The organism is Acidimicrobiia bacterium (genome assembly GCA_029210695.1).
Lineage (GTDB): Bacteria > Actinomycetota > Acidimicrobiia > Spongiisociales > JAHEDJ01 > JAHEDJ01.
In genome coordinates, this window is sequence record JARGFH010000032.1 from 12,825 (window position 1) to 36,119 (window position 23,295).

25 protein-coding genes are annotated in these 23,295 nt (G+C 61.3%); 15 read left to right on the plus strand and 10 right to left on the minus strand.

Features of this window, described 5'->3' with window-relative positions:
• Positions 1-158 precede the first annotated feature (158 nt).
• Both P1T08_11290 and P1T08_11295 read right to left on the minus strand, forming a co-directional pair.
• Entirely contained in the window at positions 159-1,241 is a 1,083-nt protein-coding gene (locus P1T08_11290; protein ID MDF1596655.1) for a PilT/PilU family type 4a pilus ATPase, read from the minus strand.
• Between the two features lie 53 nt (positions 1,242-1,294).
• Entirely contained in the window at positions 1,295-2,311 is a 1,017-nt protein-coding gene (locus P1T08_11295) for a histone deacetylase (GenBank protein MDF1596656.1), read from the minus strand.
• 89 nt (positions 2,312-2,400) lie between these two features.
• Between P1T08_11295 and P1T08_11300 the strand changes: the two genes are divergently transcribed.
• The 9 genes from P1T08_11300 (at position 2,401) to P1T08_11340 (ending at position 9,393) form a co-directional block, all read left to right on the plus strand.
• Entirely contained in the window at positions 2,401-3,132 is a 732-nt protein-coding gene (locus tag P1T08_11300) for a GNAT family N-acetyltransferase (GenBank protein MDF1596657.1), read from the plus strand.
• Positions 3,129-3,962, plus strand: a complete 834-nt coding sequence (locus P1T08_11305) for a DegV family protein (protein ID MDF1596658.1) — start codon at positions 3,129-3,131, stop codon at positions 3,960-3,962. The genes P1T08_11300 and P1T08_11305 overlap by 4 nt, the downstream gene beginning before the upstream one ends.
• A 48-nt stretch (positions 3,963-4,010) precedes the next feature.
• Positions 4,011-5,315, plus strand: a complete 1,305-nt coding sequence (locus P1T08_11310) for a hypothetical protein (GenBank protein ID MDF1596659.1) — start codon at positions 4,011-4,013, stop codon at positions 5,313-5,315.
• Positions 5,312-5,893 (plus strand): sigma-70 family RNA polymerase sigma factor, encoded by a 582-nt coding sequence (locus P1T08_11315; protein ID MDF1596660.1) that lies wholly within the window; start codon positions 5,312-5,314, stop codon positions 5,891-5,893. The genes P1T08_11310 and P1T08_11315 overlap by 4 nt, the downstream gene beginning before the upstream one ends.
• On the plus strand, positions 5,886-6,716 hold the full coding sequence (locus P1T08_11320; GenBank protein ID MDF1596661.1) for a hypothetical protein: 831 nt from the start codon (positions 5,886-5,888) through the stop codon (positions 6,714-6,716). The genes P1T08_11315 and P1T08_11320 overlap by 8 nt, the downstream gene beginning before the upstream one ends.
• 40 nt (positions 6,717-6,756) lie before the next feature.
• Entirely contained in the window at positions 6,757-7,041 is a 285-nt protein-coding gene (locus tag P1T08_11325; GenBank protein ID MDF1596662.1) for a phage holin family protein, read from the plus strand.
• 2 nt (positions 7,042-7,043) lie between these two features.
• Positions 7,044-7,967 (plus strand): thioredoxin-disulfide reductase, encoded by a 924-nt coding sequence (gene trxB, locus P1T08_11330; protein ID MDF1596663.1) that lies wholly within the window; start codon positions 7,044-7,046, stop codon positions 7,965-7,967.
• Between the two features lie 43 nt (positions 7,968-8,010).
• Positions 8,011-8,334, plus strand: a complete 324-nt coding sequence (trxA, locus tag P1T08_11335; GenBank protein MDF1596664.1) for a thioredoxin — start codon at positions 8,011-8,013, stop codon at positions 8,332-8,334.
• 90 nt (positions 8,335-8,424) lie between these two features.
• Positions 8,425-9,393 (plus strand): peptidoglycan-binding protein, encoded by a 969-nt coding sequence (locus tag P1T08_11340; GenBank protein MDF1596665.1) that lies wholly within the window; start codon positions 8,425-8,427, stop codon positions 9,391-9,393.
• Here the strand turns inward: P1T08_11340 and P1T08_11345 are convergent.
• The 8 genes from P1T08_11345 to rpmH form a co-directional block, all read right to left on the minus strand.
• Positions 9,384-10,238, minus strand: a complete 855-nt coding sequence (locus P1T08_11345; GenBank protein ID MDF1596666.1) for a ParB/RepB/Spo0J family partition protein — start codon at positions 10,236-10,238, stop codon at positions 9,384-9,386. The genes P1T08_11340 and P1T08_11345 overlap by 10 nt on opposite strands.
• 10 nt (positions 10,239-10,248) lie before the next feature.
• Positions 10,249-11,034 carry an AAA family ATPase gene (locus P1T08_11350; GenBank protein MDF1596667.1) on the minus strand — a complete coding sequence of 262 codons (786 nt, stop codon included), beginning with the start codon at positions 11,032-11,034 and terminating at the stop codon, positions 10,249-10,251.
• Positions 11,024-11,650, minus strand: coding sequence for a class I SAM-dependent methyltransferase (locus P1T08_11355; GenBank protein MDF1596668.1), 627 nt, complete (start codon positions 11,648-11,650; stop codon positions 11,024-11,026). Before P1T08_11355 ends, P1T08_11350 begins: the two co-directional genes overlap by 11 nt.
• Positions 11,651-11,795: 145 nt before the next feature.
• Positions 11,796-12,683 (minus strand): Jag N-terminal domain-containing protein, encoded by an 888-nt coding sequence (locus P1T08_11360; protein ID MDF1596669.1) that lies wholly within the window; start codon positions 12,681-12,683, stop codon positions 11,796-11,798.
• Positions 12,683-13,540 (minus strand): YidC/Oxa1 family membrane protein insertase, encoded by an 858-nt coding sequence (locus P1T08_11365; GenBank protein ID MDF1596670.1) that lies wholly within the window; start codon positions 13,538-13,540, stop codon positions 12,683-12,685. The genes P1T08_11360 and P1T08_11365 overlap by 1 nt, the downstream gene beginning before the upstream one ends.
• Positions 13,540-13,758, minus strand: coding sequence for a membrane protein insertion efficiency factor YidD (gene yidD / locus P1T08_11370; protein MDF1596671.1), 219 nt, complete (start codon positions 13,756-13,758; stop codon positions 13,540-13,542). Before yidD ends, P1T08_11365 begins: the two co-directional genes overlap by 1 nt.
• 32 nt (positions 13,759-13,790) lie before the next feature.
• Positions 13,791-14,114, minus strand: coding sequence for a ribonuclease P protein component (rnpA, locus tag P1T08_11375; GenBank protein ID MDF1596672.1), 324 nt, complete (start codon positions 14,112-14,114; stop codon positions 13,791-13,793).
• Positions 14,115-14,118: 4 nt separating this feature from the next.
• Entirely contained in the window at positions 14,119-14,253 is a 135-nt protein-coding gene (gene rpmH, locus P1T08_11380) for a 50S ribosomal protein L34 (GenBank protein MDF1596673.1), read from the minus strand.
• A 468-nt stretch (positions 14,254-14,721) separates the two neighbouring features.
• On the opposite strand from rpmH, the gene dnaA reads away from it, so the two are divergent.
• From dnaA to gyrA, 6 genes are all read left to right on the plus strand, one after another.
• The gene (dnaA, locus tag P1T08_11385; GenBank protein ID MDF1596674.1) at positions 14,722-16,095 is read left to right on the plus strand and encodes a chromosomal replication initiator protein DnaA; all 1,374 of its coding nucleotides are present in this window, start codon (positions 14,722-14,724) and stop codon (positions 16,093-16,095) included.
• A gap of 180 nt (positions 16,096-16,275) precedes the next feature.
• On the plus strand, positions 16,276-17,361 hold the full coding sequence (gene dnaN, locus P1T08_11390) for a DNA polymerase III subunit beta (GenBank protein MDF1596675.1): 1,086 nt from the start codon (positions 16,276-16,278) through the stop codon (positions 17,359-17,361).
• Positions 17,362-18,459, plus strand: coding sequence for a DNA replication/repair protein RecF (recF, locus tag P1T08_11395; GenBank protein MDF1596676.1), 1,098 nt, complete (start codon positions 17,362-17,364; stop codon positions 18,457-18,459). It begins immediately after the preceding gene.
• A complete protein-coding gene (locus P1T08_11400) occupies positions 18,456-18,755 on the plus strand; it encodes a DUF721 domain-containing protein (GenBank protein ID MDF1596677.1) in 300 nt (99 codons plus the stop codon). Before recF ends, P1T08_11400 begins: the two co-directional genes overlap by 4 nt.
• Before the next feature lie 146 nt (positions 18,756-18,901).
• Positions 18,902-20,812: a DNA topoisomerase (ATP-hydrolyzing) subunit B gene (gyrB, locus tag P1T08_11405; protein ID MDF1596678.1), complete on the plus strand. Its 1,911-nt coding sequence runs from the start codon at positions 18,902-18,904 to the stop codon at positions 20,810-20,812.
• A 12-nt stretch (positions 20,813-20,824) separates the two neighbouring features.
• A complete protein-coding gene (gene gyrA / locus P1T08_11410; protein ID MDF1596679.1) occupies positions 20,825-23,257 on the plus strand; it encodes a DNA gyrase subunit A in 2,433 nt (810 codons plus the stop codon).
• Positions 23,258-23,295: the final 38 nt, after the last annotated feature.

Below are 23,295 nucleotides of genomic sequence, written 5' to 3' on the forward strand. Positions count from 1 at the left end.
GGAGAAGGATAGGGCCACAAGAACGCGACGAATTGCCAATTGCGAACCGCCACCCGGGACTCAGAACCTGCAACCCATTTCACAACAAAGGTGGGACCGTTCATTGAACGGTCCCACCTTTCGGCCCTCTCCACCCGTGGCCTTGAGCTTTCGAGCTATCAGACTGTTACGAGTCCCATCTGTTCGGCCTTGACCCGGAAATCGTGGGGGTTCGAAGCATTCGCAACTGCGATCTGGAACGAGATCAGGCCCTTTTGATAGAGATTGAGGATCGATTGGTCGAAGGTCTGCATGCCGTAGAACTCGCTCTCCGCGATCACTTCGACGATCTCACCTGTCGTGGACTCGTCGACGATCCGATCGTAGACCCGACCGTTCATCGTGAGCACCTCGACAGATGGAACTCGACCCTGACCGTCCAACTTCTCCAGCAATCGCTGGCTCACGACACCCTTGAGGGTCGACGCCAGGAGGATGCGGATTTGCTTCTGCTGATAGGGGGGGAAGAAGTCCACGATCCGATTGACCGTCTCGGTGGCGTCGATCGTGTGGAGCGACGAAAGAACCAGGTGGCCGGTCTCCGCCGCCTGGAGTGCCGCCCGGACCGTCTCCGCATCGCGGATCTCACCGATCAGGATCACGTCTGGATCCTGGCGGAGAACCCGGCGGAGCGCCTGGGTGAAGTCCTCAGTGTCCATCCCGATTTCGCGCTGGGAAATGATCGAGTTCCGGTCACGATGCAAGACCTCGATTGGGTCCTCGATCGTGACGATGTTGACCCTGCGTACCTCGTTGATGTAATCGACCATCGAAGACAGCGTCGTTGTCTTTCCTGATCCGGTCGGCCCGGTAACCAGCACTAGGCCCCGCTGTTCCATCGACAGCTTCTCGAGTATCTTCGGAAGTCCGAGTTCCTCGAAGTTTTGTGTGGTCGGAAGCACCCTGCGCAGCACGAGGCTGACTGAGCCACGCTGCCGGTAGACGTTCACCCGGAACCGGCCGAGTTCCTGTTTCCCGTAGGCGAAATCCGCTTCGCTCGTCTCGCGGAACTCCTTGGCCGCTCGCTGAGTGAAGATCGTCTGGGCGTACGCTTCTGTGTCCGTTGGCGTCAGCGAATCGAGGCTGGTGGGATGCAACTCGCCGTCGATTCGCATTACGGGAGGAGAACCGACCTTCAAATGCAGGTCGGAGGCTTCTACTTCGATCACTTTCTTCAGCAAATCATCCAGGGCAACGGCCATCAATGTCTCCCGTTATGGTCCGAAGGTGGGTATCGGCACCAGAGCGGGCAGACTTAACGAACTTCCCAGAACTCCCCGACCGCTCTTTCCGCCAACTCGAGAGATCGCCAGGCGGCGGGTTCGGACTCGCCGTGGGATGAAGCGTTCGGATCGATGACCCCGGCGAAGCCGGCGAACGTAGCCGCCACCGAGTCGCGAATCGCATCCAGGTTATAGCCGCCCTCGAGGAACACGATGGTCCGACCGGAAGGAACGAGGTCGACGAGGGAGTTGGCCATGTACGCGTAGTCGGCCTCGATCAGCTTCACGTCGGCCAGCGGATCGTTCAGGTGTGCGTCGTACCCGGAGCTGACGAGCACCCAATCAGGCTTGAACTGCCGTGTAACCGGCAGCACGATACGGCGGAAGGCTTCGCGGTAGACGTCTCCTGTCGTTCCGCCGGGGACCGGGATGTTGATGGTCCTCCCGGCGCCGGGCCCGTAGCCGAGTTCGTCCAGCCAGCCGCCGCCCGGGTAGTACGGGAACTGGTGGATCGACAGATACAGGATCCGTCCGTCGGAGATGAACAGGTCCTGCGTTCCGTTTCCGTGATGCACATCCCAATCGACGATGGCGACCCTTTGCCCTCGATCCGTGAGATAGCGGGCAGCCAATGCGATGTTGTTGAATATGCAAAACCCCATCGCCCGGTTGGCGAGTGCATGGTGACCGGGGGGTCGAACCAGGCAGAAGGCGAGGTCTGCTACTCCCTCCTCCAGACGGTCCACCGCCAGCGGCCCGGCTCCCGCCGCCCGGAGCGCCGCCTCCCAGGACGCCGCTACCGCGTATGTATCAGAATCGAGGTCGCCCCCGCCGGCGGAGCAGAACCCTTCGATTGCACTCACGTATTCAGCCGTATGCAGAGTCTGAAGCAAGTTGAAATCCACGGGACCGGCTTCTCCGTCGACTATGTCGACCGGAGCGAGTTCGAGCCCGGCTCTGGCAGCAATCAGCCGATCGGGTCGCTCGGGGTGCCAGGCGCGTTGCTCGTGCAACAGGAAGGAAGGATGTCCAACGGCCAAGACTCGCATGGTGCCTACTTTGCCACATGCTGCGCCCGTCGCCCCAGCATCTACTCTGGTTATGTGCAAAACAGCTATCTGCCCGGACAGACGATTTCGTGACGGGCCGCTTGAAACTTCGCGGCACCTGGCCGGGGCCGATCGCGCTGCGGCGGGGATGGGCACTTGCTACCGCCCGACCCTGGAACGACGAGAGTCCCGACGCGCACCTCCGGCTGATCCGGGGAAGTGCCGAGTTCCTGGAGTCCGCCGCCGCCGCCGTCCCGGTTGGAGGCGGCGCCGTGCTCTCCCCTCCCCTGGCGTCCGGGAGCACCGCGATCTGGGAGGAAGCCGGGTTTCGACCGCACCTCGTGCTGGACATGTTCCAGCGTGAACTTCTCGCCGGGGCAACGCCCCCAACCGTCCCGGTGCTGGCGGGCGAAGAGGGAGAGTGGGACCATGCCATCGAGATCGATCGCGCCGCGTTCGAACCGCTGTGGCGATTAGGGGCGACAGGATTGAAGGAAGCATTGAACGCAACGCCGACATCGGTGTTCTTGACCGTGCGCGGCGACACAGGGAACACGGTGGGGTTTGCGATCGTCGGGGCCGGGGCGGCCACCGGCTATCTCCAGCGCGTCGCAGTCGATCCGGACCATGCCAGACAGGGGTACGGCAGGGCACTCGTCCGCGCCTCGCTCGGTTGGGCACGGCAGCACGGCTGTCGCACGATGTTGCTCAACACACAGCCGGAGAACGAACCGGCCGGCCGGCTCTACGAGTCGGAGGGCTTCACCCGCGTGGCAGCAGGACTGGTTATCTGGAGTCGCGACGGACGGTCGGAACCATGATCCGGATCATCACAGATTCCTCGTCGGATCTTCCAGCGCAGGTCGCCGAGCAATACGGTGTGGACGTTGTTCCGCTCACGATCCGCTTTGGAGATGAGGAGTTCGTCGATCGGAGCACTCTCACGGCGGCCGGATTCTGGGACCGGCTGGTGACTGCCGACCAACTACCGGAAACGGCGGCGCCGAGTGCCGGTCTGTTCGAAGAGCGGTATCGGACGATGGCGAACGAGGGGGCGTCCGGCATCGTCGTGATCACGATTTCCTCGCATCTGAGCGCCACCTACCAATCGGCGGTCATCGCCGCGGAGCGCCTGTCGGGGGACATCCGCATCAAGGTGATGGACTCCCGGAGCGTCGGTATGGGACTCGGCTTGCCCGTTCTCGAGGCGGCCGGGTACGCGGCCGAAGGAGCCGGCTTCGACGACGTCGCCACCCGTGCTGCCGGGGCCGCACGGTCCACCAAAGTAATCGCTGCACTCGACACTCTCGAATACCTCAAACGGGGCGGGAGGATCGGAAACACGCAGGCCTTCTTCGGGAGTCTCCTCAACATCAAGCCGTTGATCACGTTGGAAGATGGGGTCGTCTCCCCGTTCGGACGGGTCAGGACGCGGACCAAAGCAATTGCTGCGCTCGAGGAGCGAGTGGCGGCACTTGGTCCGCGGATCCGGGCCGCCGCTCTCTTCCACGGTGCAGCACCAGACATCGAGTCGATCACCGCCCGGATCGAACCGCATCTGAACTCCCGTCTCATCGTCACCCTGCTCGGAGCCGTCGTCGGAACCCACACCGGGCCCGGCACGGTCGGGATCGCCTACCTCACCGGTTGATGCCCAACGTCACCCTTCCAACCAGTTAGCGTCGACACAGAGGTACCAGTGCCCCCACGCCTACCAGAGCGATATCAGTTCGAAGTCCGCCTCGGTCGCGATCGTGACATCGAGGAATGGCTCGCAACCGATACCGCCCTCGATCGGCCGGTGCTGATCCGAATTCTCGGCCCGGAAACGAGCGAGGAACGCCAAGCGGAGTTCTTTGAGGCAGTCCGTGGTGCTTCCAGCGCAAACCACACCCACCTCGCCTCCGTCTTCGCGGCGGATCGTCTCCCCGATGGTGCCTATTCGGTTTCTGAGTGGGCGGGAGGGATAACGCTTGAACACCGAAGGGAAGCAGGCGACACGATGCCGGTGCATGAGTTCCTTCCCAACGCCGCCGGACTGGCAGAGGCACTCGCAGCACTCCACGAGCGTGGGATTCTGCACGGATCGATAGACGAGAAGTCGATCTTCTTCTCGCTGGCCCATCCCGCCAAACTCGCCGGCTTCGGGCGGCACGCGGAAGGCGCAAGCGCCAGCAAGGACGTTCGGGACCTCGCCACCACCCTCACCACGGCGGTCACCGGCTCCGCTTCGCATGACATCGCTCCATCGCAAATGGTTGACGGCCTGTCACCCGGTGTCGACCGGATCCTCAGCAGAGCAAGGGCCGGAGGCCTCGATGCGGCAGGCCTGGCCGAACTCTTGCGCGCCGCTCCAAGTTCAACCCTGCCGGGAGCAACGCCCGAACGAACCGTCTCCTGGAGGTGGATCCTGCCCGCCGTCGCCATGCTCGGCACCGCGATCATCCTCTTCCTGGTCGGACGTTCGCTCAACACGGGATCACAGGATCCGCTCATGTTTCCAATCTCGCCCAGAGGCACCATTTCCGAGACATCAACAACCACTACAACGACCGAGCAGGCCGGGACTCCCTCATCGAGCGTGTCCGTCGTCGATGTCCGCATCTTCGACCCCGAGGGGGACGGCGCGGAGCACAACCTGGAGATACCGAACCTCACGGACGGAACCACCTCGACCTCGTGGACCACCGAGCGCTACAACGATCCCCTCCCTCTGGTCAAACGCGGGCTCGGCTTCGCCCTGGAGGTGGACGGAACACCGACGGGAGTCGAGCTTCTCGGCTCGACGGACGGGATGTCGTACCGGCTTCTCTGGGCTCGAACGTTCGGTGATACGATCGACGATTGGGAGCCCGTTGCCGGCGGTTCGATTCGAGACGGACGCGGATCAATCCAACTCCCGGGCAGGGCAGATGGATTCTGGCTCGTGTGGATCACCGACCTGCCCGCCGATCCGGAAGGCGGGTATGTCGGGGGCATCTCCGAAGTACGCTTCCTGCCATGACGGCACGCTCCGGCGAAGACCTCGCCCTGGTACACCGGTTCGTCGGTGGCGACAGGTCGGCGTTCGACGCGCTCGTCCGAGCCCATGAGGACCGCGTCTTCTCGGTCTGTCTGCGGGTGATGACCAACCGCGAGGCGGCACTCGACGCTACGCAGGAGACCTTTCTGACCCTGTACCGGAAAGCCGATCGTTTCACCGGGCAGGCTGCTTTCTCCACCTGGCTCTACCGGGTCGCCGTCAACACCTGCTACGACCTGCTGCGCAAGGAGAAGCGGCGCAGGGCAGATCCGCTGCCGGAGCACCTCGAGCCGGTTGACGCGAGAGGAGCAGACGGCTTCACATCGGCGGAGCTTCGCCCCGACCTCACAAAGGCCCTGGCACGGATCCCCGACGAGTTTCGAGTCGCGGTCATTCTCTCCGACCTGGAGGATCGATCGATTGCCGAGATCGCCGAGGTTCTCGACATACCGACCGGGACGGCCAAATCCAGGATCTTTCGCGGTCGGAGGCTCCTCGCCGACATCTTGCGGAACCAAGACGACGGTCCGCGACGTCCAAGGAACGATCAAGATGCATGAGCACAACTTCGACCTCATCGCCGCCTTTGCGGACGGCACGGCTTCCCGGGAGGAGGCCGTTGAGGCAGAACGCGCGGTCGGGAGTTGCTCTGAGTGTGCTGCTGAGCACGAAGCCCAGCTCGCCGTACTCGAGGTCCTCCGAGCTGCTCCGGCCGTTTCAATGACCGACATAGAACGTGGCGCCCTGCACCGCTCGCTCGCCGAGGCCCTCCCGGCCCGACCGGTCGGATGGTTCTCTAGATATGCCCCTCGTATCGCCGCCGTCGCCGCCGGATTTGCAGTCGTCGGCCTGGCTTCAGTTGCCATGCTCGGCCAGCTCACCGGAAACGACACGGCGGACGACGACTATGCAACCTCAGCCGAACTCTCTTCGGCTCGCAGTCAGATAGGAGATGCTGAGGCTCCTTCGCCCGTCGCTGAGGAAATGCTGTCCCAGGCGGATGCGCCGGGAACCTCCGACGATGCTCTCCAGTATTCGGCTGAGGGCGCCGGCGGCGATGGAACGGCACCCGATACCGCCACCACGACTGCGGCCGGGGCTCCGGCAGAAGTCGTTGAACTGACCGGGGCCGACCTAGAGGACCTGGCAGACCTGGCCGTCACTAAAGAGATCCTGGAGCAGTTTGCCGTCGTGTCCGAGATGGTCAAGACATCCTGCCCGGAGCAGCTCCCGGACCAACCCCAGTTGGAGCTTGCCGCCGAGGTCGTGTTCGAAGGCGAACCCGCCTTCGTAGTTGTTTACACCACCGCCGCCGAGAGGGTGGCCCTGGCATTGTCCCTCCAGGACTGCTCGGTTCTCGGCGAGTTCGTCTCAACGCCTTAGCCTGGTCCCTGCCGCGTGCTCGGCCGCTAACCTCTGGTCCATGGACGAATTCGCTATCAAGTTCGCCGATTTTCTCGAGAACACCACAACGAAGGTGCGGGAGATGACGGTCGACCGCATCAGCCGTGTGCTCAAGATTGCCGCCCTCGGACTCGTGGCAGCCACTCTGGGCCTCATTGCGGTTGTCTATCTATTCATCTCAATCATCCGTGCCCTCGCCGTCCCGCTCTCCGCTGCCGGTGCTTTCGCCGTGGTCGGGGGATTATTCCTGGCCGGCGGTGCGTTCATGTGGTGGAAGAGAACAAGGGAACCTGAGGAAAACTAGACATGCCCGAAAGAGTCATAATCATCGGGTCCGGCCCCGCCGGACTCACAGCAGCGTTGTATGCAGGTCGTGGCGATCTCGATCCGCTCGTCTTTGAGGGCAGCCAGGCAGGCGGCCAGCTGATGATCACCACCGGCGTTGAGAACTTCCCCGGTTTTCCGGATGGGATCATGGGTCCCGAGCTGATGGAACGCGTGCGCAAGCAAGCCGAACGATTTGCTCCCCGGATCCACACTGTCGACGTTACGAAGGTCGATCTCTCGACCCGGCCCTTCAGGGTCTGGGTGGACGCGGATGAATACGAGGCCGAATCAATCATCATCGCCACCGGGGCGTCCGCCCGTTGGCTCGGCATTCCGGGGGAAGAGAAACTCCGGGGGCGCGGCGTATCAGCCTGCGCCACCTGTGACGGTTTCTTCTTCCGTGACAAAGAACTGGTCGTCGTGGGTGGCGGTGACTCCGCCATGGAGGAGGCGCTGTTCCTGACCAAGTTCGCATCCAAGGTGACGGTAATCCACCGCCGGGACGAGTTCCGCGCTTCGGCCATCATGGCCAGACGCGTCCTCGAGCACGAGAAGATCGAGGTGCTCTGGAACACAACAATCGTCGAGGTCTTGGGCGACGACGGGGTTACGGGCGTCCGGATCAAGAACGTCGAATCGGGTGAAGTGACCGACATGCAAACCGATGGGTACTTCGTAGCCATCGGTCACGAGCCCAACACGGGGATCTTCAAGGGCCAACTGGCGTTGGACGAGGCGGGCTATATCGAGCTGCGAGGCGATGGTTCAACAGCTACCTCCGTTGAGGGGGTCTACGCCGCCGGCGACGTGGCCGATCACATCTACCGGCAAGCAATCACCGCGGCCGGTACCGGCTGCCAGGCAGCCATCGACGCCGAACGCTGGCTCGCCGACCAAAGCTGACTCCCCGACCGGCGGGGCGCTGAAGATCCTTCAGGAGGAACCCATGAGTAACAAGATCACTATCAACGACGCCACATTTCAGGATGCGATTTCTGGAGACAAGGCGGTAATCGTCGATTTCTGGGCAGAGTGGTGCGGACCATGCAAGATGGTCGAGCCGATCCTGGACGAAATTGCGGGTGAATACCCCGACAAACTCGTCCTGGCCAAGCTGAACATCGACGACAACCCGCAAAGCGCCGCAGACTACGGGGTCATGAGCATTCCGACCATGATCGTGTTCAGGAACGGCCAGAAGGCCAAGACGATCGTAGGAGCGCGACCCAAGCATCAGATGCTGAAGGAACTCGCCGAGTTCATCGGATAACGAGAGTCCGCTCGGCCCCGCCACCGCAAGACCAACAACGGATGGTGCACGCCGCCCACGGGGGACGGGATACGTAGTACGTTATGGGCCATGCGACTGTACCGAGTCGGAGATTCCGGCGAGCCGATCCGAGACATTCAGGGTCGGCTCTCGTCGTTGGGCTTCGATTGTTCACCCGACCCCCGCGGAGAGTTTCTCGACGGCACCGCCGCTGCTGTCATTTCTTTCCAACAGATTCGTGGGTTGGACCCGGACGGCATCGTAGGCTCGGACACCTGGCGTTCCCTGTACGAGGCGGGTTTTCGTCTCGGCGATCGGATCCTCTATCACCGTCGGCCGATGCTGCGCGGAGATGACGTTGAAGAACTGCAACGACGCCTCAACGCACTGGGTTTCGACGCAGGAAAGGTCGATGGCATCTTCGGACCCGATACTGCACGAGCGATGATCGATTTCCAGACCAATCGCGGCATGCCGGTAGACGGAACTGCCGGCCCCGAAGTGATCGCAGAGCTGCAGTCCGTGAGCAAAGCCAGCCGCAAGACGGGACGCGAGGCCGTACGGGAACGAGAATGGATGCGTAATCTCCCTCGCTCATTGGTCGGGAGCCGGGCCTGCTTCGACCCCTCTTGTAGAGATGACGTGGAGGCGGCGGCCGCCTGGGCAATGGCTTCTGCCGCAGCTAAGATCTTCCAGGTGTTGGGAGGACGACCGCTCTTCTCGCGCGGTGTCGACGTTTACTCGACTGAGTCGATTCGGGCTCGCCGGGCAAATCGTATGGGGGCAGATCTGATCGTCTCGTTGCGGCTCCCCCAGGCGGACAAACCCGGGGTCTACTTCTTCGCTTCCGCGATGAGCCGCAGCGATGCTGGGGCGCTGCTTGCCGCCTCAATCGCGTCTCGCCTCGACCTACCGATCGGCGGACGGGCCGCTCCCATCCTCAAGCACACCAGATCGCCGGCAGTGATCGTTGCGCACCCGACGCTGGGACCGGAACACGCGAAAGGATTGGTCGCCGGTATCAACGGCTTCTTTGTCGACGCCGGCGATCAGGAATAGAAGTCCCGATAGATTCGTTCTAATTCGTCAAGTGACGAAAAGTTGATCGTGACTTTCCCCTTGTCCCCTCGATACTGGATCTTCACCGGCGTGCCCAGGTGTTCCGAAAGCCTGTGTTCCAGCTCGATGATGGCAACGGGACGAATCTGGGTGACCGTCTGCTTGGGTGGCTGATTCCTGTCGTTTGCACGGACGCGCACTGCGTCCTCGACCTGGCGGACCGACCACCCTTCGTCGACAGCGCGCCTTGCGATGTGTTCGGCAAAGGCAACGTCTTCGACGTTGAGGAGCGCTCGCGCCGCGCCGGCACTGAGCTCTCTTCGCTCGACCATGCCCTGGATCACGGCAGGTAGCTGCAGCAGGCGCAAGGCATTGGTCACGGTGGCGCGGCTCTTCCCCACTCGTTTTCCGATGTCTTCGTGGGTGAGCTCGAAATCCTCGTGTAGTTGGCGATACGCAGCAGCTTCTTCGAGTGCGCCCAGGTCTTCGCGTTGAACGTTCTCGATGAGTGCTTCGGTGAGCGTGCCCTGATTATCCGTCGTCCTGACCATTGCAGGAATCTCATTGAGGCCCGCACGTCTGGCCGCCCGCCACCGCCGTTCTCCTGCGATCAACTCATACCGGTTCTCCTCGATCGATCGGACAACGATCGGCTGGAGGACTCCAACCTCGACGATAGAGGCAGTCAACTCCTCTAAAGTAGCTTCATCGAACGACACCCGCGGTTGTTGGGGATTGGGTTCGATGTGGTCGATCGGAAGTACCGCATATCCCTGCTCAATGGAGTCGTGCTGGGGGATCAGTGCTTCGAGGCCCCTCCCGAGACCACTACGGCGTGCCGGCATCGTTCCTCCCCTACTCGCTCTTGTGTCGCTGAATGAACTCACGGCCCAACTCGCGGTAGGCAATCGCCCCCCTGCTCATCGGGTCAAACGACTCTATTGGTTCTCCGTACGATGGTGCTTCAGACAGGCGAACCGAGCGAGGAATGATCGTTCTGTAGGCCTTGTCGCCGAAATGATCTCTCACCTGTGCAGCTACGTCCGCAGACAGCTTCGTACGGGCGTCGTACATGGTGAGAACGACACCACCTATCTCGAGCTCCGGGTTGAGGCTTCCCTTCACCAAATCGACATTGCGGACGAGTTGGCTCAACCCTTCAAGAGCGTAGTATTCACTTTGGATCGGAATGAACACTTCGTCTGCGGCTGCGAGCCCGTTGATGGTCAAGAGGCCAAGGGAGGGAGGGCAGTCGATCAGGACGAAGTCGTACATGCCGGCCACGTCTTTGAGTGCCATCTTCAGTTTCAGCTCGCGCGAGAACATTGAAACGAGTTCGATCTCCGCGCCGGCCAGGTCGATTGTGGCGGGAATGACATGAAGGTCCCGAACGCTCGTAGGCTCAATAACGTCAACTAACGTAGACTCGCCTATTAGCAGGTCGTACATGGACGCATCGATCATCGAGCGGTCAATTCCGAGGCCGGAGGTCGCGTTACCTTGGGGGTCGAGGTCCGCGAGAAGGACTCGCTGACCCTGGTATGCAAGCGCAGCCGCGAGGTTCACGGCGGTGGTCGACTTGCCTACCCCGCCCTTCTGGTTGGCAATTGCAACGATGAGTGGGGGGTTGTCAGCGGTCACGAGGACCAATGATAAGGATCTTTCCTCCGCCGTCAAGGACCTTTGGTGGAATAGAGACCACCCGTCCATCCGGGATCGCCGTACAAACGTCCCTAGCCTGCCGGGTCAGGCCTACGACGGCCCGGCCCCGAGGGGTTAGTAGATGGGCGATTCGCTCCGCAAGTACGGCCGGCGTGTTCACTCCTCTCGCCACTACCGCCTCATATGCGCCACTGTGGTCCTCGTACGTTCCCTGAACCACCCTCACGTTCGCCAGGTCCAGCACGCGAACGGCCCTACGGAGGAGGTCCGCTCGCCGGCCGGATCGGTCGAGCAGAGTCCAACGGCTCGTTGGCCAGAGAATCGCCAGCGGAATGCCGGGCAGGCCTACGCCGCTGCCTACATCGACGCCGGATCGGGGAGCCGCTTCGTCGAACCATGCCTTGGCGAATGCCAAGGAATCGCATATGTGCCGGTCCCAGAGGCGGGGCGCCTCGTCAGGGCCGATTCCACCGGACGGAAGCGCTTCGGATAGCAGCCAGTCGGCATAGCTGTGAAGGACACGGGTCTGATCCCTACCGAGAGGTACCCCTACCCATTTCCTCACGCGCTCCAGGTGACTCTGTTGCTGTGCCATTGACATCAGCATAGTTACACGTGGAACCTCCTGGCTTTCGTTCGGCCATGTTCCACGTGGAACATACAAGAAGCCCCACCGCCAGGGGTGGGGCTTCTTACTGAACGTCTACTGAATGCGCCGAAAGGGCCGTTGCCCCACGCGGCTACTCCGCCGACACGACCACGCTGCGATGCGGTTCTTCGCCCTCGGAAAACGAGCGCACGCCATCGATCTCGGCGATTGCGTCGTGAATCACTTTCCGATCGCTCGGGTTCATCGACTCGAGCATGACTTCTCCGCCCTCTGCCAGAACTTGTTCCGCCAGGCGCTTGGCGTAGATTTGCAGTGCCTCGCGACGCTGTTCGGCGTAGCCGGCTATGTCGAGGCGCAGTCGAGTACCTTCGCGGATCTTGCGCTGGGCAACGGTTCGGGTGATCTCGTGAACGGACTGCATGATGGATCCTCGTTGTCCGATCAGGGCCTCTGTCTGTGCACCGTCGATCGACGCGAACACAATCCCTTCCTCTCCATGCGCCTTAACTTCTCCTTCGAGACCGAAAGCTCCGACCAGGCCTTCGAGAAAGGACTGCACGACTTCGACGCGCTCGTCCATCGTCACTTCCGGCAGATCCGACTCAGGCTCATTCGAAGGTGCGGTCTTCCGATCCATGGTTTCCTCCTGCCGTTGAGGGCGCCGTGGCCTACCGTCTGCCTTCGGCTTGTTGTCGCTCCGTTGTTGTCTTGATGCGTTCTGTTCCGAACGGCCACCACCCTCACTCCCTTGGGTCCGTCGTGATTGCCTCGGCTTGTCCCGACCGGATGATTGCTGACGACCGTCGCTCCCTTGTGGCTTGCGTCGCCTCTTGGCGCGTCTCTTCGGCTTTGCCTTGACCCGGACTATGGCATCAGCACGGCCCATACCCAGGAAACCCTTCTCGGCCTGCTGGATGACCTCGACGTCTGCGAACTCGGCCGATTCCAATCCCAGTTCGGAAAGAGCGGCTTCCACGGCTACCTGAACGGTTCTTCCTTTGACTTCGACCCACTCCACTAGTTCCTCCTCCTGCGCTGCTTCTTCTTGGCCGATCCCTGCGGCTTCTCCGGACCCGGTTTGGGATCATCCGAATCTGAGTCTGACTGCTTCGGCTCTTCCTTCGGCGGGGGAGCGGGGCGGCCGTCCATCTGGAAAATCATGGCTTGCTGACCCAGGCGGAAAATGTTCGATGTCGCCCAGTACAACGTGAGGCCGGCAGGGAAGCTCCACGAGATAAAACCGATGAACAACGGCATGAACTTCGTGATGGTCTGCATCTGCTGCGCCTGCTTGTCCTGCGGACGACCATCCCGGGGTTGCGCGTGCCACTGCTGGACGAACTGAACCGCCACCATGATGGCCATCAATACGAGGTACGGAATGGTCGCTACGAGGCCTTCCGCCGAATAGACATCCGAGGGGTGAAAACCAAGGTCCATTCCAAGGAACCTGCCGCCCCCGGCAAGGAGGTGTTCCAACAAGGAGGAAGATACTGGAATACCCGATTCCGCGATAGTGTCGGCGCCGGCCGCGTCCCTCAAGACCCGAAAGAGGGCAAACCAGATCGGCATCTGGACCAGCAGGGGAATGAGGCATCCGCCCGGTGTCGCACCTGCCTCTTTCTGGATCTTCATCATCTCGGCCTGGAGGGCCTGAGGATCGTCCTTGTGCTTGGCCTGAAGCCGCTTGATCTCCGGCTGGATGGTTTGAAAAGCTCTGGTAGATCGCGTTTGCTTGAGCGTCAACGGGAACAACACGACGTTGATCAAGATCGTCAACATGATGATGGCGACCCCGTAGTTCGGGACGACGTCGAAGAACAGGGCGAGGAACCATCCGAGCACCTGCTTGATGCCGTCGAAAAAGGCACCCATCAGCTGGCCTCCTCTCTTTCAGGAACTGGATCGAAGCCACCTTCACGGAAAGGATGGCAGCGCCCGATACGACGAATCCCCATCCATACGCCGCGCACTAGCCCGAATCGGCCAATCGCATCGTAGGTGTAATGCGAACACGTTGGCTGATAGCGGCAATTCTTCCCCAAGACGGGGGACAATGCCTTCTGGTAGACCCGGATGAAAGCCTGGGCCACACCTGCGGGGCCGAATCCGGCCCTCGTTTCTGTCACGCCTCTGTCTCCTCACTGGCGATGGCATCCGCCAGCCATCTGATCAACCGGTCGAAGGGAACTCCTACGACCGCCGCGGATGCGACTATCACATAGTCTGTCTCATCCTGGAGCGATACCCTCCGAACCGCTTCACGAAGCCTGCGCTTCGCTCGATTCCGTTGTACTGCGCCCCCTACCTTACGCCCGACCACGAACCCCACCCGAGGTGGACCGGCCGGCCCGGGCGCCCGAACGACTAGAACCCCACCGCGCCGACATCGGGTACCAAGACGAAATACCGCTTGGAAGTCGGAAGCACCTCGCAGCGAGAGGTACACCGTCTCAGACGGCGATTCGCTTCCGCCCTTTTTGCCGGCGTCGCTTGATAATGGCGCGGCCAGCCCTGGTTCGCATCTTGCCGCGAAAACCATGCTTCTTGTTGCGCTTGCGCACGTTAGGTTGAAAGGTGCGTTTCATGGGGGAAGTCTCCGAATCTGAGGTGGCACGAGGTTACGGAGGGTGACTCCCCTTTGTCAAAGGCCGTGAGGCAAATCGCGACCGTACTCACGTTCGATCCGCGAGAAATTTGGCTAACACGCGAAAACCCGTTTCCGGCCGAATTGCCCACATCCGGACTCCGCGCGGCGTCGAGCGACACCCGAGAAAGATGCACTGAACAGGCGAAACTCCGGCGGCAAAGCAACCCACAATTAGTCCACAAGGTCGGTTTTCGCCGTCTTGAGACACCGGACGGGTCACCCATATACTCCGCTCCCGCCGGCAGGGCTTTGAACTACCGGGCACTTCCCCAACGTGCTGTACAAAAAAACGAGGTCGTGCGCGGCCCCGAATACGGAATAAGTCAGTACCCGGAGGTCGGGGAACGCTCTCCACATGGTGTGGAAATACCTGTGGACATCTAGCACGGAAGGTTGGAGGAAGACGTTGACGCAAGTTCAAGCGACAACCGACGATTGGAAGTCGTTCCGCAAGAGTTTGCAGGACCGGGTATCTCCGGTGACCTGGCAAACCTGGCTGGCGCCTCTGGATCTCAGAGAACCCGTTGACCGTGAGCTCACCCTCGTCGCGCCGAGCGATTTCCACCGGAGATGGATTGCCGAAAAACACCTCGCCGCAATCGAGGGAGCGGCTTTGGCGGTCTTTGGCCCGGACATCGAGGTTCAGTTGGAAACAGGAACGATGACGCTGCCGTTCGACGAGGAACCGGAGCCCGAGGCCGCTGAACCGGAACCCCCTCCCCGCCCACGGCCCGCTGATCGGAAACCGAACCGGCCGGGTAGCCGTTTGCTGCCCCGGTATACGTTCGAACACTTCGTGGTTGGTCAGTCCAACCGTTTCGCCCACGCGGCGGCGATGGCCATCGCCGAGCAACCCGGGACCCATTACAACCCCCTCTTCATCTACGGTGGGGCGGGCCTCGGCAAGACGCACCTACTGCAGGCCGTCGGTCATCACGCCCTGGAACTCAACCCGCTACAGGTTGTCCGCTACGTTTCCTCCGAGAACTTCTTCAACGAGTTCATCGACGGCATCCGCAGCAAACGGATGGACGAGTTCAAGGCTCGCTTTCGAAGCACCGACGTTCTCTTGCTCGACGATGTGCAGTTCTTCGAAGGAAAGGAACAAATCCTCGAGGAGTTCTTCCACACGTTCAACACGCTGTATGAATCTGGCAAGCAGATGATGTTCAGCTCGGATCGACATCCGCGTCACCTGGACACTCTCGAGGATCGCCTCCGCAGCCGGTTCGAATGGGGACTACTTACCGACATCCAGCCGCCGGACGTCGAAACTCGTCTCGCCATTCTTCGCATGAACCTCGAATCCCTTCGCCAACCAGTGCCGGAAGATGTTCTGTTGTTCATTGCCGAGAGCGTCGAGAACAACATCCGGGAACTCGAAGGAGCAATGACCCGGGTCACCGCGTTCGCCGGCCTCACCGGCCAGCTGGTGAACCTCGAGATGGCGCAGGATGTGCTGCAGGATCTTGTTCCCTCCTCCACCCCCAGACCCCTGACCGCTGACCAGATCATGGACCGGGCGGCTGCGGCCTTCGGCTTCTCAGCAGTCGACCTCCGGGCGAAGAGCCGCCGGCAGCCGCTCGTACTCTCGCGTCAGGTGGCGATGTATCTGTGCCGCGAACTCACCGACCTCTCGCTCCCTCAAATCGGCAATCTCTTCAACCGTGATCACTCGACGGTGCTCCACGCGGTCGATAAGGTGAAGGGCCTGCTGCAGACCGATCATGCGGTTTTCGAACGGGTCACCGCGCTGTCCCAGGAGCTGCGCACAACATGACGACAAACGCAAGCTGCGAACACCCGTCCACGGGCCCTGTGGGAATCTCCCTGGTTGTCCTCAACCGCTGTGGAGACAGGAAAGGTCCTCTGAACTGGCCCTTTCCTGTGGTTCTCAACAATCCACAGGGCCTATTACTACTACTACCGTTAATTTAGAACTTAGAAGGGATAGACATACGTGCGCATCCGAGCCGAACGAGACGACCTTGTCGACGTATTTTCTCGGGCAGCCCGAGCAGTTGGCCCGCGAGCCGCATTACCGATTCTTCAGGGCGTGCTGTGCGAAGTCACCGGAAAGACGCTGCGAGTAACCGGCACCGATCTCGAGATGACGGTGCGCACGATGACGGAGGTGGAGGTCCTCGAAGAGGGTTCGGTAGTCATTCCTGCGAAACTCGCCGACGGAGCTATCTCAAAGATGCCCCAAGGAGCCGTTACGGTCGGGTCGGGGGACGGAGAAGTGGAGATCCTGGGAGCCGGCCCTGCGTTCAAGTTCCGCGAACTCCCGGTTGACGAATACCCGCAGTTGGGTGACCCCGATTTCTCTGAGGCGGTCAACCTCGACGGTGACCTCCTCGCCGCCTCAGTGGCACAGGTATCAACAGCGGCCAGTGGGGATTCAGCGCGGCCCATCCTGACCGGAATACTGGTGGAGGCGACAGAGACCGGCACTCGGCTGGTCGCAACCGACTCGTACCGATTGGCCGTCCGCGACCTGCCGGGCGTTTCGCCGGCCACTACTGCTCTGATTCCCGCCAGGGGACTCCGCGAACTGAGCAAAACCGTGGGTTCTGCAAAGGTCAAAATGGCGCTCGGCACCCGGGAGGCCGCCTTCGGGTCCGAGCGAGGGACCCTCTCGTTGAGGCTGATTGAAGGGACTTTTCCGAACTATCAGCAACTACTCCCGGAGTCGTATCCCAACCGGGTGATAGTCCTCAAGTCGGCCTTGCTCGAAGCTCTGTCCAGAGCAGCACTGGTAGCCGAGGATCACATTCCGGTCAGACTCAAGCTGATGGAAGGCGGCGTTGAAATGACGGTCACCCGCCAGGACGTCGGCGGAGAGGCGGAACACCTGCCAGGAGAGTTCTCCGGTTCGGAGGATGAGATTCTGATCGCCTTCAACCCGAGGTATCTGGCCGATGGGGTGTCAGCCATCGAGGACGACCGCATCGAGATCCAGGTCATCGACGGTCTCAAACCCAGTGTGATTAGAGGCGTGGACGCCAGGGACTTCCTCTATCTGTTGATGCCCGTTCGGATCTGAATGCGGATCGATTGGGTCGAGCTGACCGGGTTTCGCTCGTACCTGCACGTTCGACTCGAACCGGAAAAGGGCATCAACGTCCTGGTTGGCGACAACGCATCTGGCAAAACGAACGTCCTGGAGGCGATCGCTTATCTCGGCGCGCTGCGCTCGTTTCGCAATGTGACGGATGTGGATCTGGTGAACGACGAGGCTGAAGCAGCGGTTCTCCGGGCCAACGTAGAGCGAAGCGAAGGGTCCTCCTTGATCGAAGTCGAGATTCCCCGGCAGGGCAGGCGTCGTGTTCAGGTAAATCGACAGCGACCGGCCCGATCGAGCGATCTGCTCGGGCACCTGCGTGTCGTGGTTTTTCTGCCGGACGATCTCGACATCGTCAAACGCGGCCCGGCATATCGGAGGGACTTCCTGGACGCTACAGCCGTGCAGTTGTGGCCGGGAGCGTATCTCGATCAACAGGAATATGACCGCTCGGTCCGGCAGCGAAACACGCTCCTTCGTCAAGAAGGCCGTGACGCCGACCCGGTCACGCTGGCGGTGTGGAACGAAAGAATGTCACAAGCGGGCGCGAAAGTGATGGAAAGAAGAGCACGGACCGTGGAAGCCCTTCAGCCATGGGTGCGGTCCACCTACGAGCGGTTGGCAGGAGAAGAAGCCGATGTGTCCTTCCACTATGCCTCAAGCTGGGGTGGCGATCTGGCCACCAACATCACAACCGACGAGCGGGCCGAATTGCTTATTGCCTCGCTCGTCGAGCACGATCGAGTCGACCGGGAGCGGAGGGTCACCACCGTTGGGCCTCATAGGGATGAGCCGATCGTGCTCCTGAACGGCCGGGATACACGGACAAAGGCCAGCCAGGGTGAGCAGCGAACACTCATGTTGGCGATGCGACTCGCCTCACACGAGGCCATTACGGAGGCGGTGGGGGAGCCACCGGCCCTGCTTCTCGATGATGTGTTCTCCGAACTCGATCGCGACAGGGCCGGCGCTCTGGCAGGGGCACTTCCGGCCGCACAGACCTTCATAACGACCGCTCGTTCCGAGGAGGTTCCTGTGGAGGGCCATCGGTGGTCTGTGGCTAACCGGGGGATCCGGTGAACGATCTTCACTCGATAGGTGCTTTGTTGAGGTCGGCGCTTGGTGCGATGGGTCTCGAGCAGGTAGACCTGACGCTGTCGCTCATGCAAGACTGGGATGAAATCGCTGGGTCGCCCTGGGCCGGCGCGTCGAATCCGCTGGTGATAAAGGATGGGGTCCTGATCGTCGAGGCGGCCTCATCGACGGCGGTCCGGTTCCTCCGGTACTCCGTTGGCGACCTCATGCGGCGCCTCGACGAGCGCTTTGGCGAGGGAGTTGTGAATGCCGTCACAGTACGACCTCCACCAACCCGATAATTCCATATGAAATATGGCGATTCCGCCTATCGGAGAGCTTGGGAAAGGGCCTCCAAACCGCTATAATCACATCGTTGTAAATCGCGTTCCCGAGGGCCGCACGCCGGCCCCCCTTTGCTGAGAACGTCGAACGCTGAAGGAGTCCAGTGACTGCCCCCAATCCATCGTCCTACGACGCTGGCGACATCACCGTCCTCGAGGGTCTCGAGGCGGTTCGTCGCCGGCCAGGCATGTACATCGGTTCGACCGGGCCGCGCGGCTTGCACCACCTCGTCTGGGAAGTCGTGGACAACGCGGTGGACGAAGCCATGGCCGGCTTCTGCACAAGGATCGACGTCACGTTGCTTGCCGACGGGGGAGTGCGGGTGAGGGACAACGGAAGAGGCATTCCGGTCGACCATCACAAGAAGACCAAGACCTCGGCGTTGACGACGGTCCTCACGACGCTGCACGCCGGCGGCAAGTTCGAGCAAGGCGCCTACACGGTGTCTGGCGGTTTGCACGGTGTCGGCGTCTCTGTTGTCAATGCCCTTTCGGCGAGGCTCGACGCCGAAATCGTGAGAGATGGGTTCCTGTGGGGACAGAGCTTCGTGGACGGCCGGCCGATCGGGAAGGTCACGAAGATTCGTCCGGCACGTCGCACCGGCACCACGATCTCATTCTGGCCTTCGCCCAAGACCTTCACCGAGACAACCGAGTTCCACTTCGACACGATCGTCTCCCGCCTCAGAGAGATGGCGTTCCTCAACAAGGGCCTCGAGATCCGCCTCACCGACGAGCGGGGAGAGGAACCGCAAGAGAAGTCCTTCATGTACAAGGGCGGCTTGATTGACTTCGTCAAGCACCTGAATGCCACACGTGAACCACTACATGCGCACATCATCTACTTCGACCACGAGTCGGACGACTCTGAACTCGAGATCGCCATGCAGTGGACGGGTTCGTACACCGAGACGGTTCTCAGCTTTGCCAACAACATCAACACCCACGAAGGCGGCACGCACGAAGAGGGGTTCCGGAAATCACTCACAAAGGCGATCAACGAATTCGCCCGTTCGAAGAACCTGTTGAAGGAGAAGGACGAGAATCTGAGCGGCGAGGACATCCGGGAAGGGCTCACCTCGGTCATCTCGGTCAAGGTCCGGCAGCCACAGTTCGAGGGTCAGACGAAGACCAAGCTCGGGAACACCGAGATCCGCTCCTACGTCGAGAAGACCCTCAATCAGATGTTGCCGGAGTGGCTCGAGCGCAATGCAGGCGAAGCGCGCCGGATCGTCGATAAGTGCATCACGGCCTCGAAAGCTCGCGAGGCAGCCAGAAAGGCCCGTGAGCTGACCAGACGCAAGTCGCTGCTCGAGTCGACGAGCCTGCCCGGAAAGCTGGTCGACTGCTCCTCCCGGGATCCGAGCCTCAGCGAACTCTTCATCGTTGAGGGAGACTCGGCGGCCGGACCTGCCAAGGAGGGCCGTGACTCCGTGACCCAGGCAATCCTGCCCATTCGGGGCAAGATCCTCAACGTCGAGAAGGCCCGTCTGGCCAAGGCGCTCCAGAACAACGAGGTCCAGGCGATCATCACTGCCGCCGGCACCAGCATCGGCGAGGAGTTTGACGTAACGAAAGCCAGGTATCACAAGATCGTGATGTTGACGGACGCCGACGTGGACGGCGCTCACATCCGTACGCTGCTCCTGACCCTCTTGTTCCGCCATATGCGAGGTTTGATTGAAGCCGGGTACGTCTACGTTGCCCAGCCCCCACTGTACCGGGTGAAGGTCGGCTCCAGCGTGCACTATTTGAAGGACGAAGCGGCCCTGGCGGAGTTCCACCGGGACCACCCGAAGGTCAACCCCACCCGGTTCAAGGGCCTGGGCGAGATGAATGCCAACGAATTGTGGGATACCACCATGAATCCGGCTACCCGCACGCTCATCCGGGTCGAGCTCGAGGACGCCGCCAGAGCCGAGGAGATCTTCTCGATTCTGATGGGCGACGACGTGGCCGAGCGAAAGGCCTTCATTCAGCAGAACGCCAAAGACGTCCGTTTCCTGGACATCTGAGCAGAGGACCTCATGACCGATCAAGACCCACACGGGAATATCCGCGAGATCGACATCAACGACGAGATGGCACAGTCGTTCGTCGACTATGCGATGTCCGTCATCGTCTCGCGTGCCCTTCCAGACGTCCGCGACGGACTCAAGCCGGTGCAGCGACGAATCATCCATGCGATGAACGTGGCGAACATGGGTGCCGGATCACGCCACAAGAAGAGTGCCACGGTCGTCGGAGACACGATGGCTAAGTATCACCCTCATTCGAACGACGCCATTTACGACGCGCTCGTTCGCCTCGGACAGTCGTTCTCACTTCGCCATCCGCTTGTTGATCCGCAGGGGAACTTCGGAACCATCGACGATCCCCCGGCCGCCATGAGGTACACGGAGTGCCGTCTTGCTCCGATCTCGACGAAGCTGCTCGAAGGGATCGACGAGAACACGGTCGACTTCGTAGAGAACTATGACGGCGAGCATCAGGAGCCTTCCGTGCTTCCCGCCCGCTTCCCCAACCTGCTCGTCAACGGTTCACAGGGAATCGCAGTCGGCATGGCAACGAATATCGCCCCGCACAACCTCGGCGAGATAATCGACGCCTGCGTGTACGTGATCGAGAACCCGGATGCCGCCGTCGAGGACCTATTGCAGTTCGTGAAGGGACCAGACTTCCCGACCGGTGCATATATCGTCGGGACGGCGGGAATTCGGGATGCTCTCACCACCGGGCGTGGCTCGGTCAAGATGCGGGCGGTTGCCGACGTGCAAGAAGTACGCAAAGGGCGCAACGCCATCGTGGTGACCGAACTCCCGTACCAGGTCTCCAAAGACCGGGTCCTCGAGAAGATCGCCGCCCTCGTTCACGACAAGAAGATCACGGGCATTTCTGATCTCCGCAACGACTCGTCGGCACGGGTCGGTACCCGGCTGGTCATCGAATTGAAGAAGGACGCCGTTCCCCAAGTTGTGCTGAATCAGCTCTTCAAGCTGACCCAGTTGCAGGAGAACTTCAGCGTCAACACGGTGGCTTTGGTCGACGGAGTGCCCAGGACGCTCAACCTCGGGGAGATCATCGGGCACTACCTCGATCACCAGATGGAGGTGATCGAACGGCGAACCCAGTTCCGTCTCGACAAGGCGAAGGCCAGGGCGCACATCCTCGAAGGCCTGATCATTGCGGTCGACAATATCGATGAAGTCGTCCGGATCATCAGGGCATCGTCCGACACCCCGGAAGCGCGTGCCTCGCTGATTGAGAGGTTCAGCCTCAGCGAAATCCAGGCGAACGCCATTCTCGACATGCCGCTTCGACGGCTCACCGCCCTCGAAACCGAGAAGCTGCGGGCCGAACTGTCCGAGATCCATGCGCTCATCACTGAACTCGAGGCAATCCTGGCCGACCCTGCACGGCGGCGGGCCATCATCAAAGAGGAACTGATTGCGATTCGCGAGAAGCACGGGGAGCCTCGCCGATCGCGGATCGTTCCCGACGAAGGCGACCTTTCGCTCGAGGACTTGATTGCCGACGATGAACTGATCCTCACCGTGAGTAACAACGGTTACCTCAAGTCGGTGCTGGCGGCCACTTACCGGATCCAGGGTCGTGGTGGGCGCGGCGTGAAGGCTGCCGAACTGCGCGAGGACGATGTCGTCGAGTACATGGTTCACACAACCGCCCATGCCTACCTGCTGTTCTTCACGAACAAGGGAAAGGTGCACCGGGTCAAGGCGCACACAATACCGAGGCAGGCCCGCACCTCGAAGGGCGTGTTGGCGCAATCCGTGTTGCCGATCGAGCCGGACGAGCGGATCGAAGCCATCGTCGACACGCGTGATTATGAGACCTCCCGTTTCCTCGTGATGGTGACCCGCAAGGGCGTTGTCAAGAAGACGTTGTTCCGCGAGTACGACTCGCGTCAATCGAGCCTCATCGCCATCAAACTGCAGGACGGCGACGAGGTGGTGGCAGTTCGAACAACCACCGGGGGCAACGATCTGCTGATTTTCACGGAACAGGGTATGGGAATTCGATTCAAGGAATCCGAGTTGCGTCCCATGGGTCGAGCTACTCAGGGCGTACGCGGCATCAGGCTGCGCGAGGGTGATCGGGTGGTGGCCGCCGCTTCGAGCGCCGACGGTCCCGAGGTGCTGATCCTGACGTCCGGCGGATACGGCAAGCGGACGGTCATGGATCAGTTCCGCGACCAGAAGCGCGGGGGATTGGGCGTGAAGGCGATCAAACTGACCCGGGTCCGCGGCAAGCTCAGCGGCGCCAGGGCGGTCGCCAAGGGCATGGAAGTGTTTGTGATCGCCTCTAACGGAGTCGCCATTCGAACGAAAGTCGATTCGGTCAGCCGGCAGAAGCGGGAGGCCAGTGGCGTGAAAGTAATCCGGCTTCCAGAGGGTGTGACGGTTAGTGCGTTCACGCCCGTCGTAATAGAAGAGGAGTAGGCTGCGGGGCCGGTCGGGGAACTCGACGGGCCCCTACA

What these genes read in the sequence shown, in the direction of transcription:
- P1T08_11355 (MDF1596668.1), bottom strand. Translation starts at nt 11,650, where the DNA reads ATGGCACAGCAACAGAGTCACCTGGAGCGCGTGAGGAAATGGGTAGGG.
- recF (MDF1596676.1), top strand. Translation starts at nt 17,362, where the DNA reads ATGCGGATCGATTGGGTCGAGCTGACCGGGTTTCGCTCGTACCTGCAC.
- P1T08_11315 (MDF1596660.1), top strand. Translation starts at nt 5,312, where the DNA reads ATGACGGCACGCTCCGGCGAAGACCTCGCCCTGGTACACCGGTTCGTC.
- P1T08_11345 (MDF1596666.1), bottom strand. Translation starts at nt 10,238, where the DNA reads ATGCCGGCACGCCGTAGTGGTCTCGGGAGGGGCCTCGAAGCACTGATC.
- P1T08_11365 (MDF1596670.1), bottom strand. Translation starts at nt 13,540, where the DNA reads ATGGGTGCCTTTTTCGACGGCATCAAGCAGGTGCTCGGATGGTTCCTC.
- gyrA (MDF1596679.1), top strand. Translation starts at nt 20,825, where the DNA reads ATGACCGATCAAGACCCACACGGGAATATCCGCGAGATCGACATCAAC.
- P1T08_11320 (MDF1596661.1), top strand. Translation starts at nt 5,886, where the DNA reads ATGCATGAGCACAACTTCGACCTCATCGCCGCCTTTGCGGACGGCACG.
- trxA (MDF1596664.1), top strand. Translation starts at nt 8,011, where the DNA reads ATGAGTAACAAGATCACTATCAACGACGCCACATTTCAGGATGCGATT.
- rpmH (MDF1596673.1), bottom strand. Translation starts at nt 14,253, where the DNA reads ATGAAACGCACCTTTCAACCTAACGTGCGCAAGCGCAACAAGAAGCAT.
- trxB (MDF1596663.1), top strand. Translation starts at nt 7,044, where the DNA reads ATGCCCGAAAGAGTCATAATCATCGGGTCCGGCCCCGCCGGACTCACA.
- P1T08_11290 (MDF1596655.1), bottom strand. Translation starts at nt 1,241, where the DNA reads ATGGCCGTTGCCCTGGATGATTTGCTGAAGAAAGTGATCGAAGTAGAA.
- P1T08_11305 (MDF1596658.1), top strand. Translation starts at nt 3,129, where the DNA reads ATGATCCGGATCATCACAGATTCCTCGTCGGATCTTCCAGCGCAGGTC.
- P1T08_11340 (MDF1596665.1), top strand. Translation starts at nt 8,425, where the DNA reads ATGCGACTGTACCGAGTCGGAGATTCCGGCGAGCCGATCCGAGACATT.
- P1T08_11295 (MDF1596656.1), bottom strand. Translation starts at nt 2,311, where the DNA reads ATGCGAGTCTTGGCCGTTGGACATCCTTCCTTCCTGTTGCACGAGCAA.
- P1T08_11325 (MDF1596662.1), top strand. Translation starts at nt 6,757, where the DNA reads ATGGACGAATTCGCTATCAAGTTCGCCGATTTTCTCGAGAACACCACA.